This window comes from Nonomuraea sp. NPDC050680 (assembly GCF_040654555.1).
In the GTDB taxonomy this organism is placed as follows: Bacteria; Actinomycetota; Actinomycetes; order Streptosporangiales; family Streptosporangiaceae; genus Nonomuraea.
Genome location: NZ_JBFAIF010000010.1, coordinates 241,119 through 257,231 on the forward strand (window position 1 = coordinate 241,119; position 16,113 = coordinate 257,231).

11 protein-coding genes are annotated in these 16,113 nt (G+C 71.5%); 6 read left to right on the plus strand and 5 right to left on the minus strand.

Annotated features, from left to right (window positions below; translation table 11 throughout):
• Positions 1-21: 21 nt before the first annotated feature.
• The 4 genes from AB0H88_RS30455 to AB0H88_RS30470 are packed head-to-tail and all read left to right on the plus strand — an operon-like array spanning position 22 to position 4,542.
• A complete protein-coding gene (locus AB0H88_RS30455) occupies positions 22-909 on the plus strand; it encodes an ABC transporter ATP-binding protein (protein ID WP_357650428.1) in 888 nt (295 codons plus the stop codon).
• Positions 906-1,958, plus strand: coding sequence for an ABC transporter permease (locus AB0H88_RS30460; protein ID WP_357650431.1), 1,053 nt, complete (start codon positions 906-908; stop codon positions 1,956-1,958). Before AB0H88_RS30455 ends, AB0H88_RS30460 begins: the two co-directional genes overlap by 4 nt.
• The gene (locus tag AB0H88_RS30465) at positions 1,955-3,373 is read left to right on the plus strand and encodes a S41 family peptidase (RefSeq protein WP_357650434.1); all 1,419 of its coding nucleotides are present in this window, start codon (positions 1,955-1,957) and stop codon (positions 3,371-3,373) included. Before AB0H88_RS30460 ends, AB0H88_RS30465 begins: the two co-directional genes overlap by 4 nt.
• An 11-nt stretch (positions 3,374-3,384) precedes the next feature.
• Positions 3,385-4,542 (plus strand): alpha/beta hydrolase, encoded by a 1,158-nt coding sequence (locus AB0H88_RS30470; protein ID WP_357650436.1) that lies wholly within the window; start codon positions 3,385-3,387, stop codon positions 4,540-4,542.
• A 74-nt stretch (positions 4,543-4,616) separates the two neighbouring features.
• Here AB0H88_RS30470 and AB0H88_RS30475 read toward each other — a convergent pair whose 3' ends face one another.
• The gene (locus AB0H88_RS30475; RefSeq protein ID WP_357650438.1) at positions 4,617-5,330 is read right to left on the minus strand and encodes a TetR/AcrR family transcriptional regulator; all 714 of its coding nucleotides are present in this window, start codon (positions 5,328-5,330) and stop codon (positions 4,617-4,619) included.
• A 105-nt stretch (positions 5,331-5,435) separates the two neighbouring features.
• On the opposite strand from AB0H88_RS30475, the gene AB0H88_RS30480 reads away from it, so the two are divergent.
• The gene (locus AB0H88_RS30480; RefSeq protein ID WP_357650440.1) at positions 5,436-6,299 is read left to right on the plus strand and encodes an NAD(P)H-binding protein; all 864 of its coding nucleotides are present in this window, start codon (positions 5,436-5,438) and stop codon (positions 6,297-6,299) included.
• Positions 6,300-6,445: 146 nt separating this feature from the next.
• Here AB0H88_RS30480 and AB0H88_RS30485 read toward each other — a convergent pair whose 3' ends face one another.
• Complete coding sequence (locus AB0H88_RS30485; RefSeq protein WP_357650442.1) at positions 6,446-11,905, minus strand: carboxyl transferase domain-containing protein; 5,460 nt, start codon at positions 11,903-11,905, stop codon at positions 6,446-6,448.
• A 175-nt stretch (positions 11,906-12,080) separates the two neighbouring features.
• Complete coding sequence (locus AB0H88_RS30490; protein WP_357650444.1) at positions 12,081-13,259, minus strand: Cmx/CmrA family chloramphenicol efflux MFS transporter; 1,179 nt, start codon at positions 13,257-13,259, stop codon at positions 12,081-12,083.
• A gap of 417 nt (positions 13,260-13,676) precedes the next feature.
• On the opposite strand from AB0H88_RS30490, the gene AB0H88_RS30495 reads away from it, so the two are divergent.
• Positions 13,677-15,185, plus strand: a complete 1,509-nt coding sequence (locus AB0H88_RS30495; protein ID WP_357650446.1) for a helicase HerA-like domain-containing protein — start codon at positions 13,677-13,679, stop codon at positions 15,183-15,185.
• A gap of 99 nt (positions 15,186-15,284) precedes the next feature.
• On the opposite strand, the gene AB0H88_RS30500 is transcribed toward AB0H88_RS30495, so the two are convergent.
• Positions 15,285-15,653 carry a barstar family protein gene (locus AB0H88_RS30500; protein WP_357650449.1) on the minus strand — a complete coding sequence of 123 codons (369 nt, stop codon included), beginning with the start codon at positions 15,651-15,653 and terminating at the stop codon, positions 15,285-15,287.
• 7 nt (positions 15,654-15,660) lie between these two features.
• Positions 15,661-16,074 carry a ribonuclease domain-containing protein gene (locus tag AB0H88_RS30505; RefSeq protein ID WP_357650452.1) on the minus strand — a complete coding sequence of 138 codons (414 nt, stop codon included), beginning with the start codon at positions 16,072-16,074 and terminating at the stop codon, positions 15,661-15,663.
• Positions 16,075-16,113 lie beyond the last annotated feature (39 nt).

A 16,113-nucleotide genomic window follows, 5' to 3' on the forward strand; every position in this document is an offset into this window, starting at 1 on the left:
GAGAGCTCCGAAGGAGCTCTCATGACTTCTGTCCTGCAGGCCCAGGGACTGGGCAAGAAGTACGGCAAGCGCTGGGCGCTGCGCGAGTGCACCATCGACATCCCGGCGGGCCAGGTCGTCGGACTGGTGGGCCCCAACGGAGCCGGCAAGACGACGCTGCTGAAGCTGGCAGGCGGCCAGCTCGAACCGACGGCGGGCGGCATCACCGTGCTTGGTGGCCGGCCCGCGGGCACGCCCGCGCAGCTGGCCAGGGTCGGGTTCGTCGCCCAGGACACCCCCGTCTACGCGGGACTGACCGTCGCCGATCACCTGCGGTTAGGGGCACGGCTCAACCCCCGCTGGAACGACGGCATGGCCCAGGAACGCATCGCACAACTCGGCCTCGCCCCCGCCCACCGGGCGGGCAAGCTGTCGGGCGGCCAGCGCGCCCAGCTCGCCCTCACCCTGGGCCTGGCCAAGCGGCCCGAGCTGCTGATCCTGGACGAGCCCGTGGCCTCGCTCGACCCGCTGGCCCGCCGCGAGTTCCTGCAGCACCTGATGGAGGCCATCGTCGAGCACGAGTTCAGCGTGGTGCTCTCCTCCCACCTGGTCTCCGACCTGGAACGGGTCTGCGACTTCCTGATCGTCCTGGTCGACTCCCGCGTGCAGGTGGCGGGAGAGGTGGACAAGCTGCTGGCCACCCATTATCGGCTCTCCGGCCCTCGCCGCGATCCCGATCGGCTGCCCGCCGACCAGCAGGTGGTCTCCGCGCGCCACACCGACCGGCAGAGCACGTTCATCATCCGTACCGACGCCCCGATCCACGACCCCGCCTGGACGGTCACCCAGCTCAGCCTTGAGGACCTCGTCCTCGCCTACATGGACAAGCGCACCGCCGAGAACCGAGTCGCCCTGGAGGTGCGGCGATGATCTGGCTGACCTGGCGCCAGCTGCGCGGCTCGGCCGCGATGATGGCCGCCCTGCTCGTCATCCTCGCCACCGCCCTGGCTCTGACCGGCCCAGACCTGGCCGACGACTACTCCACCGGTATCGCCGCTTGCACTCAGGACGGCACCTGCGGTCGCTTCTACGACCGGTTCTTCGGCGAGTACGACACGCCCTTCATGGCCGTCAGCCTCATCGTGCTGCTCCTTCCCGCTGTGGTCGGGCTCTTCTGGGGAGCACCGTTGATCGCCCGCGAGCTGGAGACCGGCACGCACCTGCTGGTGTGGAACCAGAGCATCACCCGCGGCCGCTGGCTGGCGATCAAGCTCGGGTTCACCGGCCTGGTCGCCATGGCCGCCGCCTGTCTGTGCGGCCTCGCGGTGACCTGGTGGTCCGATCCCCTGGACAAGTCGGCCCCGGGCGACTTGGCCTTGATGGCTCCTCTGGTGTTCGGCGCGCGCGGTATCGCCCCGATGGGGTACGCGGCGTTCGCCTTCGTCCTGGGCGTGACCATGGGCACGCTGGTGCGTCGCACCCTGCCCGCCATGGCCCTCACCCTGACCGTCTTCGCCGCGATCCAGCTCGCCATGCCGCTGCTGGTCCGGCCCCACCTGATGACCCCGGTCACCTCGACCTTCGAGCTCAGCGAGACGAACGTGGACGGCATCGGCATAAGCCGTGACCAAGGCGGACGTGTGGAGATTCGGCTGAATGCGGCTGTTCCCGGCCACGCGGGCGCCTGGGTCCTGTCCAGCGGTCTCGTCGATCCGTCCGGACGTCCGACTGCCGGCCCCGAGCCCGGAATCGGGATCGTCAAGATCTCGACGACGTCGGGACCCTGCGCACCGTCGTCGTCGGCAGGGATGGGCGCGTGCCCGACGGAGATCAACCGGCTCGGCTACCGGCAGAAGGCGACCTACCAGCCCCTTGAGCGCTTCTGGCCCTTCCAATGGATCGAGACCGGCATCTACGCCCTGCTCACCCTGGGCCTCACCTGGCTGTCCTTCTGGTGGATCCGCAGGCGCCTGTCATGACCGCCGTCAAGATCGCGGTCGCCGGGCTCGCCCTCCTGCTGGCGGCGGCCTGCACCGCACCGACACCACCGCGCAGCCAGGCGAGCACGGCAGCCAGTACGGTCTGCGCGAAGCCCCAAGAACCCCCCGGGGCGGAGACGGCCACCACGATCGACGTCATCGAGCAGGCCTACTACTGCATCCTCGGAAACTATTACAGCGGCGCCACCCTCGACGCCCGTGCGCTGCTGACCGCCGGATTCCTCGCCCTGATCCAGGAGCTCAACCGCAACGGCCGCGACCTGCCCGAGGCCACCATGCCCGCGCTGACCGGCGACCGCAAAGCCGACTGGACCGCCTTCGAGACCGCCTACCGCAAGATCACCGACCAGGCCCCCGACCTCCGCGACAAGCTGGCGATCGTCACCCTGGAGGCCGTCGTGGCCGCCCTCGGCGACAACCACGCCCGCTGGACGCACGACGTCAAGCGGCCGCCCGACTACTACGACGGCGACGGCTACGGCCTGGGTCTGCAGGCGAACGTCGAACGCTCGCAGGTGGACGGCAACCCCGGCAGCGCCCTTCCCCCGCTGTTCGTCACCACCGTGCTCGGCGGCGCGGCACAGGCCGCCGGACTGCGGCCTGGCGACATCATCGAATCGATCAACGGGTCGGCGCCCTTCATCGACGGGACGGCCAGCCCAGCGATCGCCGCGCTCTACGCGCAATACCCCGAAGCGCGCCCGGTCCGGCTGCGGCTCCTGCGCCAGAGCACCGGCCGTCGCTGGAGCGTGACGCTCAAGCCCGGCCTCTACCAACGGGACCTGGCCGCCCTGCAAGTGGTGCAGTCCAAACTGCTGGACGACAGCATCGCCTACGTACGGTTGCGCGGGTTCGCCCCCGACTCCGCCGACCGGGTCCTCAGAGCGATCTCCAGGCTGCGCACCGGCCGCACTCTCACCGGCGTCGTACTGGACCTGCGCGGCAACGGCGGCGGCAGCCCCACCGAGGCGACCCGGCTGGTGAGCGCGTTCGGCCACGGCAAGGTCACCGCCTACCAGTGCACCGCGGACGGCAAGTGCGAGACCGCGCGGACCGACGACACCGTCGAGCTGGTCAACCTGCCGCTGATGGTGCTCACCGACCGCGGCTGCGCCTCGGCTTGCGAGCACTTCAGCTCCGCGATCAAGGACCAGCGCCTCGGCCGGCTGGTCGGCACCAGAACCGCCGGGATCATCTCCGGTCCGGCGCAAGCGTACCTGCTCAGCGACAACACCACGCTGGGCTTCCCCAACCGGCACCATCTGGGGCCCGATCGCGAGGTGATCGACCGGGTCGGCGTGCCGCCCGACCACCACGTGCCCCTGACCCCGAAGGACGCTGCCGCCGGGCGCGACCCCGCCCTGGCCGAGGCCCTGACCTTGCTGCACAAGTGAAGGGACCCTCGATGAGACATCTCCTGGCCGTCGCCGCAGGACTGGTCGTCCTCGCCGCGTCTGCCTGCTCCGCACCCATCCCGCCCCGGTCCGCCGCCCCGTCGGCCACGCCGACCGGGCCCGCGACCCTGCCCGCCCCCACCGGCGCCCATCCGGTCGGTACCACCGCCCTGTATCTGAAGGACACCTCTCGCCCCGATCCGTGGAACCTCGACGCCGACGCCAGGGAACTCAAGGTCACCCTGTGGTATCCGGCCGAGCAGCGGGACGGACAGCGGGCGCCGTACATGACACCGAAGGAATCGGAGCTCGCCATGGGGCGCTATGGGATCGCGGGCATCCCAGACGACACGCTGAGTAAGACGCGTACGAACGCCGTCAAAGACGCCGGACCCACGGGGCGGAAGCTTCCGCTGGTGGTGCTCTCCCCCGGCTTCACCAATCCGATGAGCACACTCACGTCCCTGGCCGAGGAGCTGGCCAGCCGCGGGTACGTGGTGGCCGGGGTCGACCACACCTACGAGAGCTACGCCACGACCTTCCCCGGCGGGCGGGTCGCCGAATGCCTCGCCTGCGACAGCGACACCGACCCGGGCTTCGGCGCCGGGGTGGTCGCGGGCCGGGCGGCCGACGTCTCCTTCGTCCTCGACCAGCTGCCCTCGAGATGGGACGGCTCCGGCCGGATCGACCGCTCCAGAATCGCCATGGTCGGCCAGTCGATCGGCGGGGCCAGCGCCATGGCGACCATGGTGAAGGACTCCCGGGTACGGGCCGGAATCGACATGGACGGCACCACCTATGCCCGGATCCCCAAGAGCGGGTTCTCCCGGCCGTTCCTGTTCCTGGGCTCGGCGCAGCACGTCCCCGGCGGCCGCGACACTTCGTGGGATCGCGACTGGAAGCTGCTGACCGGATGGAAGCGCTGGCTCGTGGTGACCGGCGCGGAACACTCGACCTTCACCGACGCCTCGCTACTGGCGGGCGCCCTCGGCATCAAGCCTGCCTACGGCGTTCCGCCTGCGGCGCGCGCCGCCGAACTCACCCGCACCTACATGGCGGCCTTCCTCGACCAGCACCTGCGGGGTGAGCGGCAACCCCTGCTGGACAAACCATCGCCCCGCTACCCCGAAGTCAAGCTCTGCGCGCCGGACAAGAAGACCTGCGCCTAGCAGGCCCACATCAGGGGCGGATGAGGAGGCCCAAGATGCGCGGTTCGCCGAGGCGGGCATGCGGCTCCTGGCCGTCAGCGGGCCGGGCCGGCGATGCGGTCGAGCCACTCTTCCAGGAGGCGCTGCTCCGGGTCGGTCAGGACGGTGGTCCGGGGCAGGACGGCGCGCAGGGTGACCGCGGCGGTGACCGGTCCGGGGGACGCGGCCGCCGGAGCGTCGGTGGTGATCGCGGCGATGACCGCCTCACGGGCGAGGGTGGACAGCTCCGGATCGCGGAGGTCCGCGGGCATGGTGATCAGGGTGACCGTCGTGCCGAGACCGGCGGCCTGGACGAGGTGGGCGGCGCGTTCCTCGCTGACGCGCAGCCGGCCCGCCTCGGCGATCCGGCGGATGTGCCTGGCGAGGACCTCTTCGCCGGCGACGGCGGCGGGCGGGGCGGCGGCATCGCCGAGGCGCGGCTCGTTCATGAGCAGGTACAGGGCCGGGTTGGCCAGGCCGAACCCGATGTGCAGGTCCCAGCCGGCGCGGAGATCCTCGACCGGGTCAGCGGTGGGCTCCCGGTCGGTCTTCCTGCTCAGGTAGGCGGCGAAGCCCTCGGCTGCGACCGCGTCGAGCAGGCCCCGCATGTCGCCGAAGAGCCGGTAGATGGTCGGGGCCTGCACTCCTGCCGCGGCGCCCACCGCGCGCGTCGACGCGGCCTCCCGCCCACCCTCGGCGAGCAGCTTGGCCGTGGCGGCGAGGATGCGTTCGCGGGGGCCGCCCCCGGCATCGACGTCATCGGCATCCATGGTGGCAACGATAACAGATTCCCGTTAGCGTCACTATTTATCAGTGATAGCGTCAATGTCGTTAGCGGCGATTGCATCGCTGTGTGGACGACAAGGGAGGCCATAATGATCATTGTCACCGGGGCCGGCGGCCGGCTCGGCCGGGCGATCGTGGAGGAGTTGCTCGAACGCGTCCCCGCCGAGAAGGTCGCGGTGAGCGTCCGCGACCCCGAGAAGGCACAGTGGCTGCGGGAACGGGGCGTCCGCGTCCGCCGGGGTGACTACGCCGAGCCCGCGAGCCTCGCCCACGCCTTCGAGGACGCCACCCAGGTCCTGATCGTGTCCGCCGCCGCCACCGGCGACACGGCGGTCAGCCTGCACCGCGCCGCGATCGCGGCGGCCAAGGAGGCCGGCGCGCGCCGGATCCTCTACACCAGCCACATGGGTGCGAACCCGTCCTCGCTCTTCGCGCCCATGCCCGACCACGCCGCCACCGAGGCGGCGCTGGGGGAGTCCGGCGTCGCCTACACCTCACTGCGCAACGGCTTCTACGCCGCCACGCCGCTGATGCTGTTGCGCGATGCCCTGCGGACCGGCGAACTGGCCGTGCCGCAGGACGGGCCGGTCTCCTGGACGGCCCACGCCGACCTGGCCGAGGCCGCCGCGATCATCCTGGCCGACGAGGGCCGCTTCGACGGCCCGACCCCGCCGCTCACCGGCTCCGAAGCCCTCGACCTCGCCGACGTCGCCGCGATCGCCGCCGAACTCACCGGACGGCCGATCAGGCGCGTCATCATCACCGACGAGCAGCACATGGCGGGCCTGCTCTCCCATGGCGTGCCGGAATCGCAGGCGCGGATGCTCGGGGGCATGTTCGCCGCGAGCAGGCAGGGCGAGTTCGCCCAGGTCGGCCCAGCGCTGGCCGACCTGATCGGCCACCCGACGACGCCCCTGCGGGACGTCATGAAGGCGGCGCTCACAGAGAACTGACGCGGGCCGACGCTGAGCTGACGCGGCTACGGAGGACTGACGCGGGCCGACGCTGGGCTGACGCGGCTACGGAGGACTGACGCGGGCCGACGCTGGGCTGACGCGGCTACGGAGGACTGACGCGGGCCAACCTGGGCTATCGCGGGCTAACCCAGACGCGACTCGATGGCCTCGATGATGCGCGGGCGGAGTTCGGCGGCGCGGATGACGGCGTCCACAGAGCCGACCTCCACCGCGCGCTGGATGTTGTGCACCCGGTCGAACTCCGTGGCCACCTCGCCGAGCTTCTCCGCGCGGACCGACGAGCGGAGCTCGTCGAGCTCCGCGGTCAACGCGGCGCGCTCGGTGCCGGCCGCGGCCGCGATTCGAGCCTCCAGGTCACGCACGCGCGGGTCGGCCGCGGTGCGGACGTTGACGTCGCCGGAGAACACCACCGCGGCGGCGGGGGCGCCGCCGAGCACCGAGGCGAACGAGCCCTCCAGCGCGAGCACGGTCATGTTCGGGTTCAGCGCCTTGGAGAACACCACGAACGCGCCGCCGTGGTAGCGCGAGATCACGCAGAACACGATGGGCCCGCGGAAGTTCACGATCGCGCGGCCGATCTCGGCGCCGTACTCCAGCTGCAGCTTCCGCATCGACTCCGGCGAGCCGTCGAAGCCCGACAGGTTCGCCAGCACCACCAGCGGCCGGTTGCCGCTGGCCGCGTTGATCGCCCGCGCGGCCTTCTTCGATGACCGCGGGAACAGCGTGCCCGCGGTGTAGGTGTCCGGGCCGTCGGTGGGCGGGAACCCGCGTCGCGGCACCGCCCGTGACTCGATGCCGAGCAGGCACACCGGGATGCCGCCGAGATGTACGTCCTGCACCGCCGCGGTCTCCGCGTCGGCCATGCCCGCCCAGCGTTCCAGCACCGGGTGGTCCTGGTCGGAGAGCGCCCGCATCACGGTCCGGATGTCGAACGGCTTCTTGCGGTCCGGGTTGGCCTCGGCGGAGAAGATCTCGCCGACGGTGGTGAAGTCGCTGTCCGGCAAGGAGTGCGGGAAGTCCGAGATGTCGCGCTCGACGGGGTCGGTGGTCTTCGCCCGCCGTGGCCCCTGCTCGCCGGGCGCGACGTAGGTGTGGTCGTAGTACGACATCAGCACGTCCCGCGCGGCGGCCAGGTTGGGCGCCCAGTACTGGGCCTGGCCGTTCGGGCCCATCACACGGTCGTAGCCGCCGATGCCGAAGTTGTCCTCGGCCGACACGCCGCCGGAGAAGTCGAGCGACTGCTTGCCGGTCAGCACCATCGCCGAGTCCGGCGTCATCACCAGGACGCCCTTGGTGTGCATGAGCATCGTCGCCTCGGCGTTCCAGTAGGGCTGCGCGCCGACGTTGATGCCCGCGACCACGATGTTGATCTCGCCGCCGTCCTGGGTGAACTCGACGATCCGCTTGAGCGCCGCGGCCACCCAGTCCATGTTCTCCGTGCCGGACTTCATGGAGATCCGGGCACCGGCGGACAGCGCGTACCACTCCAGTGGCACCCGCATCCGCTCGGCCAGGTCCAGCGCGGCGATCACGCGGCGGCACTCGGCCTCCGACAGCGCGCCGAGCGACTTGGTCGGGTCGCCGAGCAGCAGGACCCTGGTGACGCCCTGCGGGTGCCGGCGGGTCGGCGTGGTGACCACGCCCGCGACGATCGCCGCGGTGTTGCGCCCCTTGGGCCGCTCGACCGGCACCAGCGCGTGGTCGTCGTCGAGGTCGTACTCGGCGAAGTCGCCGAGCCGGCCGGTCAGCTCGTACGGGTAGACCGTGTTGCGGCTGCTGGCCCGCAGCACCTTCTGCCGGTAGTCGTCCAGCGGCTCGACCGGCTCGTCCGACGGCTCGCCGATGGTCAGGTCGGTGCCACCGGTGGCGTCGAAGGTGATGCGCACGGCCATCTTCGTCAGCTCGCCGGTCGTCCGGTCGCGCTGCCGCGCGATGAACAGGATCTCCTCCAGGCCGGCGCCCGCGGTCGTCGGCCGCACGCGCGCGGCGATCATCTCGATCTCGGCGCGGGTGATGCCACTCGGCGGCCAGACGTAGACCACGATCCGGTTGGTGTTGAAGCGCTTGTCCGACGGCCGCCGCGACTGCGCTCGGCGGATCGAGTCGAGGCAGGTGGCGATGGTGTCCTCGGCCGTCGGCAGCGCGACCAGCCGGCCGTCGTGCTCGCGCAGCTCGGTCAGGTCGCGTACCTGCGCGAACGCGACGAGGCGGTCATCGGACGGGTTCTCCCGCGCCACGCACTGGAAGAGGTAGACCTCCTCGTCCGACGACGGCAACCGGGTGAGGTCGAACTTGCTCAGCCGTTCCAGCTGCATCCGCTGCGCGATGTAGGGGTGCAGGCCGCGGATCAGCCGCTGCTCGGTCATCCCGGTGGCCGACGGGCGGAAGGTGAAGTGGTGGTGCATCACCGTGCCGCCGCTGCCGGCGACGGTGGCGGTGACCCTGCGGACCTGGTTCGGCAGGGGGTGCGCGCTGATGACCTTGTGCAGCGCGGCCGCCATCGCCTCGGAGTCCTCCGGCTGCTTCTCCCAGGCGAGATAGATGTCGGCGTCGATGGCGTCCTCGCCGCTGACCAGCTCCGCGAGCCCGCGCAGCGCGCTGCCCAGGTCTTCGAAGCCGACCGCGGAGGAGACCACGCGGGAGCCCGCGCGCTCGGCGACCACGAACGTGCAGCCCGCGGCCTGGCTGGTGCGGACGCCGGTGAGACCCTTGTTGCCGTAGTAGCGCCGGGTCAGCACCTCCAGCATGATCGCGTTGTCCAGGTCGTCGCGGGTGAGCCGCTGGCCGAGCAGGCGTACGAGCGGCTCGGTGGTGCGGACCATCTCGGCGATGCGCTCGGCGCGGTCCGGCGCGTCCGGGTGCGCGTCCAGGTGGCGCAGGTGCTTGCGGACGTCGGCGTAGACGCGGGCGCGGTTGCGGCGCAGCAGCGGCTGGCCGAACCAGGCGAACACCACGCCGCGCGCGAGGTCGGAGATCACGGGGAAGCGGACCTGGGTCGCGGCCAGCAGCCGCTCCAGCGCGAGACCGGCGGGCTCGCGCAGCGTCTCGTCCGGCGGCGACTCCCGCAGCCAGGAGCGCAGCAACGTGGTGACGACCGCGGCGTCGGTGGCCGCGCGCTGCTGGGCGAGGAAGATGCGGAACACCGCGGCTTCGAGCTCGGGAGAGCGCTCCAGCTCGGTGACACCGTAGTGGCCGAGCGCCTTGGCGAGCTTGGCCTGGAAGGCGGCCGGCAGCCCGGCCCGCTCGACGTCGAGGCTCTGCAGGTAGGTGTGGAAGTACTCGCGAGCGCTGTAGACATGGCCGGCGCCGCCGTCCTCGCCCGCGGGCCGGTTGCGGCTCAGCTCTGCCAGGTCGGCGAACACCTCGACGAGGGCGAGCTCCTCGGCCAGCGGCCGATGGCCGTCCTCGGTGGCCGCCCGGCGAGCGGCGAGGTAGTCCTCGAGCACCCCGCCTTCGTCGTGCGGGTCGACATCGAAGCCCAGCAGCAGGCCGCGCAGGTCCTCCTGGCCGCGCGTGGCGCGCGCCCGCGCCGGGATCTTCCCGGGCGCGACGGGCAGGTCCAGCTCGACGGACACGGCGGCCGAGGTGCTCGCGGCTTCGGCGTCGTCGGCGAGCGGCTCCAGCCGCAGCAGCGGCGCACCGGTCTCGACCTGGCTGCCCACGGAGACGACGCATTCCTTCAGCCGCGCCTTGAACGGCGCCCGCAGGACCGTCTCCATCTTCATGCTCTCCAGCACCAGCACCGGAGCGCCCGCCTCGACCTCGGCGCCGACCTTCAGCGGCGTGGCGACGACCAGCGCGGGCGCGGGCGAGCGGACGACGCCGCCCTCGTCGCGGCTGACCCGGTGCGTCACGCCGTCGACCTCGACCAGGTGGATCGGCCCGTGCGTACCGGTGAGCAGGCGGTAGGGGGTGCCGTTGACGATGATGCGCCCGCTGTGCCGGTCGAAGCGCTCGAGTTCGACGTCGGCGGTGCGGACGTCGTCACCCGCTTGGACACCGACGCGGAACCGGTGCGCGCCGACCCGCGCGACGCGCACGCGGTAGCCGGCGCCACGCAGCTTGAGGTCCAGCGGTCGGCCGCTCTCGTGCTGCACCTGCGGGCGCCCGCCGAACGCCGTGGACAGCAGCCGCTGCCGCTCGGCGCGCTCCTCCTCCTCGTACGCCTCGATGGTGGCGGCCGCCAGCGCGACGGCGGAGTGCCGGTGGGAGACCAGCCTGCCCTGGCCGCGGACGCGGTCGATCCAGCCGGTGTCCGCGCTGGCGTCGATCACCTCGGGCTGGTCGAGCAGGTCGAGCACGAAGCTCTTGTTCGTCGCGCCACCCTCGATGATCACCGTGGTCTGCGCCATGGCCCGGCGCAGCCGGCCGAGCGCCTCGTCGCGGTCGCCGCCGTACGCGATGATCTTCGCGATCATCGAGTCGAAGTCGGCCGGGATGGTGTCGCCCTCGCTGACGCCGGTGTCCACGCGGATGCCCGGCCCGGCGGGCAGGTCCAGCCGCGCGATGCGGCCGGGGGAGGGCGCGAAGTCGCGGTCGGGGTCTTCGGCGTTGAGCCTGGCCTCGACGGCATGGCCGCGCTCCACCGGCGGCGCGCCTTCGAGCCGGCCGCCGGATGCCACCCGCAGCTGCGCCTTGACCAGGTCGAACCCGGTGGTGGACTCGGTGATCGGGTGCTCGACCTGGAGCCGGGTGTTGACCTCGAGGAAGGCGAACAGCTGGTCGCCGGGGTGGTAGAGGAACTCGACGGTCGCCGCGCCACAGTAGTCGACCGCGAGGGCCAGCCGTTCGGCCGACGCCTTGAGCTCGGCCGTCTGCGCGGGGCTGAGCACCGGCGACGCCGACTCCTCGATGACCTTCTGGTTGCGCCGCTGCACCGAGCAGTCGCGGACGCCGAGCGCCCACGCGGTGCCCTGGCCGTCGGCGATCACCTGGACCTCGACGTGCCGGGCGCCGGTGACCAGGCGCTCCAGGAACACCACGCCGCTGCCGAACGCCCGAGCGGCCTCCTGGCTGGTGCGCTCGTAGGCGTCGGCGAGCTCGGCCTCGTTCGTGACCACGCGGATGCCGCGCCCGCCGCCGCCCGCGGTCGCCTTCAGCATCAGCGGGTAGCCGATCTCGGCCGCCGCCGCGAGGGCGGCGTCCAAGGTCTCGACCGCGCCGCGGCTCCACGGCGCGACCGGCACGCCGACCTCCTCGGCGAGCAGCTTCGCGCCGATCTTGTCGCCGAGCCGGCGCATGGCCTCCGCGCTCGGCCCGACGAAGGTGACACCGATCTTCTCGCACAGCTCCGCGAACGCCGGGTCCTCGGCGACGAACCCCCAGCCGACCCACGCGGCGTCGGCCCCGGTCTCCACCAGCGCGCGCTCCAGCGCCTTCAGATCGAGGTACGGGCGCGCGGAGGCCGGACCGAGATCGTAGGCGAGGTCGGCCTCGCGCACGAACGTGGCGGTGCGGTCGACGTCGGTGTGCAGCGCGACGGTTTGGATCGGTGTCGCGCTCTCCGCGGCCAGCTCCCGGACTGCGTGGATGAGCCGCATCGCGGCCTCACCACGGTTGACGATGGCGACACGACTGAACACCCGACCGAGCCCTCCTGTTGACTGTGCGCGCCTTCCCTGTGGCACCCCCTCGCACCTGTACAGCCTTGCCTCTGCCGGCTCGTAGGGGAATGTCGCAGAGGGAGCACGCCAAGGCGCCACAGTTGTAGGGAACGACCAAAAGCACGCGTGCGCGGGCGTGCCAGGTGGCCCTAGGTTACCGTGCGGCCACCACAGCGTGACGCCGTACGGCCTCGGCGAGGCCCGCTGCGGCGAACGCCGCCGCCACGAGCAGAGCGCTGACCCACAGAGGCGAGGTGTAGCCGAGTCCGGCGGCGATGGTGGCGCCGCCGATGGCGGGACCGGCCGCCGCGCCCACGTTGAGGGCCGCGGTCGCGAAGGAGCCGCCCAGCGAGGGCGCCTGGGTGGCCGCGTACAGAACCTGGGCGATCAGGGTCGAGCCGACGGCGAACGACAGGCTCCCCTGGACGAAGACGAGCAGGAGCGTGGCGACCGGGCTGCCGGCTGTGGCGGCGAAGAGCGCCCACCCGGCGAGCAGGGCGATCCCGCCCGCGATCAGGACCCGCATCGGCCGCGTGTCGGACAGACGCCCGCCGATGGTCACTCCGGCGAACGACCCGAGACCGAACAGCGCCAGCACCGCCGGCACCCAGCCCTGCGCGAAGCCGCTCACGTTGGTGACCAGCGGGGTCAGATACGTGAAGGTACAGAAGGTGGCGGCGTTCACCAGCGCGGCCAGCACCAGCGCGACGAGCAGGCGCGGGCCGCGCAGGGCGCGAAGTTCGCGCCCCGCGCGGGGACGTGCGGCGTGGGGGTCGCCGGTCGCCGGCGCGAGGTCCGGCACCGAGCGCACCACGGCGAAGACGGCCGGCAGGGAGATCAGGGCCACGGCCCAGAACGCCGACCGCCAGCCGAACGTCTGACCGAGCGCGGCACCGGCGGGCACCCCGGCGACGCAGGCGAGCGTGATGCCGCCCAGCAGGATGGAGGTGGCCCGGCCCTTGGCGTTCGGCGCGACCATGCTGGTCGCCGTCGCGAGCCCGACGGCGAGGAAGCCGGCGTTGGCCAGCGCTCCGAGCACCCGGGTCACCAGGAGCACCGAGAAGCTGGTGGTGAGCGCGCCGGCGACGTGCACGAGCATGAACGCGACCAGGAAGACGAGCAGCGCCCGCCTACGTGGCCAGCGCAGACTGAGCACCGCCATCAGCGGCGCTCCCACGATCATTCCCGCGGCGAAGGCGGACGTCAGCGCGCCGGCGGCCGGGATGGACACGTTCAGTTCACCGGCGATGTCCGGAACCAGTCCGGAGAGCATGAACTCGGACGTTCCTTGGGCGAAGACCGCCAGTCCGAGGATGTAGATGGCGAAAGGCATGAGCGAAAGACTCCAGGCCGCTTTGAGAGGGCATCACAGGACGACGCGGCGCGCGCCCGCGTCATCAAGGGCGCGCGCTACCGCGTGAAAAGGAGGGGACCAGGTCCGGCACCACGACAGGGGCGGAATTCCTGGAACGAATCTGTCCGTATGACGGTTGTCCGGCGGCGAGAGTGACGAAAGGGCGCGCTGGCCTCAGGGGGCGGCGCTGCCGCGTGACATCACGAGAAGCCACCGGAGGAACCGGTGGCTAGCGTCTTGACGCCTCAGGACTGGACATAGGCCACACGATAGTCAAAAGTCACAGAACTCGTCCATCGCATAAGCGCTTTTGCCCAGATACGGGTTTTTTGCACCTGCGAAGCGAGCATGATGCGCACGACCCCTCGGCGGCCGTCCTGAACGGGGGGAGAAGCGATGAAGGGGTACGACTTCGAGGGAGCGGCGCTGGAGCTCGGCGCCCTGGTGCGCGAGGACGGCACCGCCGACCCCTCCGAGCGGATCCGCATCCCCCTGAGCATGCTGAACCGGCACGGACTGGTCGCCGGCGCCACCGGAACCGGAAAGACCAAGACCCTGCAGCTCATGGCGGAGCAGCTCGCCGCGCAGGGAGTCCCGGTCTTCCTCGCCGACATCAAGGGCGACCTGTCGGGACTCGCCTCGCCGGGTACGGCCTCCGAGCGCGTCACCCGGCGCGCCGCCGAGGTAGGCGAGACCTGGCAGCCCGCGGCCTGTCCGGTGGAGTTCTTCTCCCTAGGGGGCATGGGAGACGGCATCCCGATCCGCGGCACCATGACCGCCTTCGGGCCGACCCTCCTCGCCAAGGTCCTCGGGCTCAACGAGACGCAGGAGTCGACGCTCGGACTGATCTTCCACTTCGCCGACAAGCAAGGGCTGCCGCTGCTCGATCTCAAAGACCTGATCGCGGTCATCCGGTATCTGACCACCACGCCGGAGGCGCTGAGCGGGATCGGCGGACTGTCGGCGGCGACGGCCGGGGTCATCCTGCGCGCCCTGACCAACTTCGAGGCGCAGGGCGCGGAGGCGTTCTTCGGCGAGCCGGAGTTCGACGTGCGCGACCTGCTCCGGGTGACGCCGGACGGCCACGGGATGATCTCCGTTCTCGAACTGCCCGCCGTACAGGACCGGCCGCAGCTCTTCTCCACCTTCCTGATGTGGCTGCTCGCCGATCTGTTCCACGTGCTCCCCGAGGTGGGCGATGTCGACAAGCCGAAGCTCGTGTTCTTCTTCGACGAGGCGCATCTGCTGTTCGACGACGCGTCCAAGGCGTTCCTGCAGTCGATCGCCCAGACCGTACGGCTGATCCGGTCGAAGGGCGTGGGCGTCTTCTTCGTCACCCAGACGCCGAACGACGTGCCGACGGACGTGCTGGCCCAGCTCGGCGCGCGTGTGCAGCACGCCCTGCGCGCCTTCACCCCCCAGGACGCCAAGGCGCTCAAGGCCACCGTCTCGACCTTCCCCGAGTCCTCCTACGACCTGGAGCGGCTGCTCACCGAAGTCGGCATCGGCGAGGCCGTCGTGACGGTCCTGTCCGAGACGGGCGCGCCGACGCCGGTGGCCTGGACGCGCCTGCGCGCCCCTCAAACGCTCATGGGACCGTCGAGCCCGGACGCGGTCCAGGGCATGATCGCCGCCTCGCCGCTTCAGCCGAAGTACGGTACGGCGGTCGACCGCCAGTCGGCCTACGAGATCCTGTCGGCGAAGCTGGCCGAGCCTCCCAAGAGCCCCGCTTCGGAAGCCCCACGCGAGCCGGAACGGGCCAGGGAGCCGGAACCGAAGCAGTCCATGCTGGAAAGGGTGCTGGAGTCGAAGGAGTTCCAGTCCCTGGCGCGGTCGGCGGCGTCCAGCCTCGGCCGGGAGATCACCAGATCCATCTTCGGCACCGCCCGTCGCGGGCGACGCTGAATCAGCGCGTAGACCGTAAACGCGCCGGCGCGTGGACGGCGGGCCCGCGCCGGCGCGTGTAGACCCGGCCTGCGCCTGGGAGGGCGCCGGCCCGAGGTCTCAGGCCAGCGCGGCGGCGACCCGCTGCCGGAGCGGGGCCTCGTGGCCGGGGTCGGTGCGCAGGGTCACGGTCAGCCCCATCCGGGCCGCGTCGGCGAGGACGGCCAGCAGGATCGCGAGCTGCCCGGGTGGCTCGGCGCTGAGCAGTTCCTCGGCGTGCCCGACGGTCAGGGTGACGGCGCCGACATCGCGCAAGGAGTCGGTGAGCGCGTCCCAGTTGCGGCCGAAGTGGCCGGGGAGGCGCAGGGCGCGTGCCACCTCCTCGAAGAAGGCGGCACGCGTCCGGCAGGCCCGCCCATCCACCAGCGCCGGCGCAGGGTCGGTGGACACTGTCAGCCAGTGCGGCGGCGGAGGTGCGGCGGCGGTCATGGCGGTCCTAGAGCCGGTAGAAGTCGGTGTAGTGGTTGGGGGAGAACCACGTCACACCACTGCTGCGGTTGACGACGATCCGGTAGGCGTCACGCGCGGCACCCCGCGCCCGGGAGTACACGTCGTACTCATAGTAGGTGGCGCCGCTGGGGAGTTGGCCCTCCCGGTTGTAGAAACGCCCGCCGGTGTAGTTGTACCTGCCGTCCGTCCAGGCGTACCAGCCGCTGCTGGTGGGGTAGCTCTTGGAAGCCCAGATCGAGTCGGCCGAGCGTGCGTCGGCGCAGCGGGAGATGGTGCAGGAGTTGTAGACCGTGGCGTTGGCTGGGGTGATGCCGACCAGGCCGACCAGGGAGGTGATGGCGGCGAGGACGACGGTCAGTCGTACCGGCCAGGAAGGGCGGGGGCGCGGCTGAGTGTGCACGAGGCCTCCTTCGGGGGGTGACAGACATGGTCATGTTCG

Excerpts from the sequence above, each read along its gene's own strand:
- AB0H88_RS30455 (WP_357650428.1), top strand. The coding sequence starts at position 22 with ATGACTTCTGTCCTGCAGGCCCAGGGACTGGGCAAGAAGTACGGCAAG.
- AB0H88_RS30460 (WP_357650431.1), top strand. The coding sequence starts at position 906 with ATGATCTGGCTGACCTGGCGCCAGCTGCGCGGCTCGGCCGCGATGATG.
- AB0H88_RS30465 (WP_357650434.1), top strand. The coding sequence starts at position 1,955 with ATGACCGCCGTCAAGATCGCGGTCGCCGGGCTCGCCCTCCTGCTGGCG.
- AB0H88_RS30470 (WP_357650436.1), top strand. The coding sequence starts at position 3,385 with ATGAGACATCTCCTGGCCGTCGCCGCAGGACTGGTCGTCCTCGCCGCG.
- AB0H88_RS30475 (WP_357650438.1), bottom strand. The coding sequence starts at position 5,330 with ATGGATGCCGATGACGTCGATGCCGGGGGCGGCCCCCGCGAACGCATC.
- AB0H88_RS30480 (WP_357650440.1), top strand. The coding sequence starts at position 5,436 with ATGATCATTGTCACCGGGGCCGGCGGCCGGCTCGGCCGGGCGATCGTG.
- AB0H88_RS30490 (WP_357650444.1), bottom strand. The coding sequence starts at position 13,259 with ATGCCTTTCGCCATCTACATCCTCGGACTGGCGGTCTTCGCCCAAGGA.
- AB0H88_RS30495 (WP_357650446.1), top strand. The coding sequence starts at position 13,677 with ATGAAGGGGTACGACTTCGAGGGAGCGGCGCTGGAGCTCGGCGCCCTG.
- AB0H88_RS30500 (WP_357650449.1), bottom strand. The coding sequence starts at position 15,653 with ATGACCGCCGCCGCACCTCCGCCGCCGCACTGGCTGACAGTGTCCACC.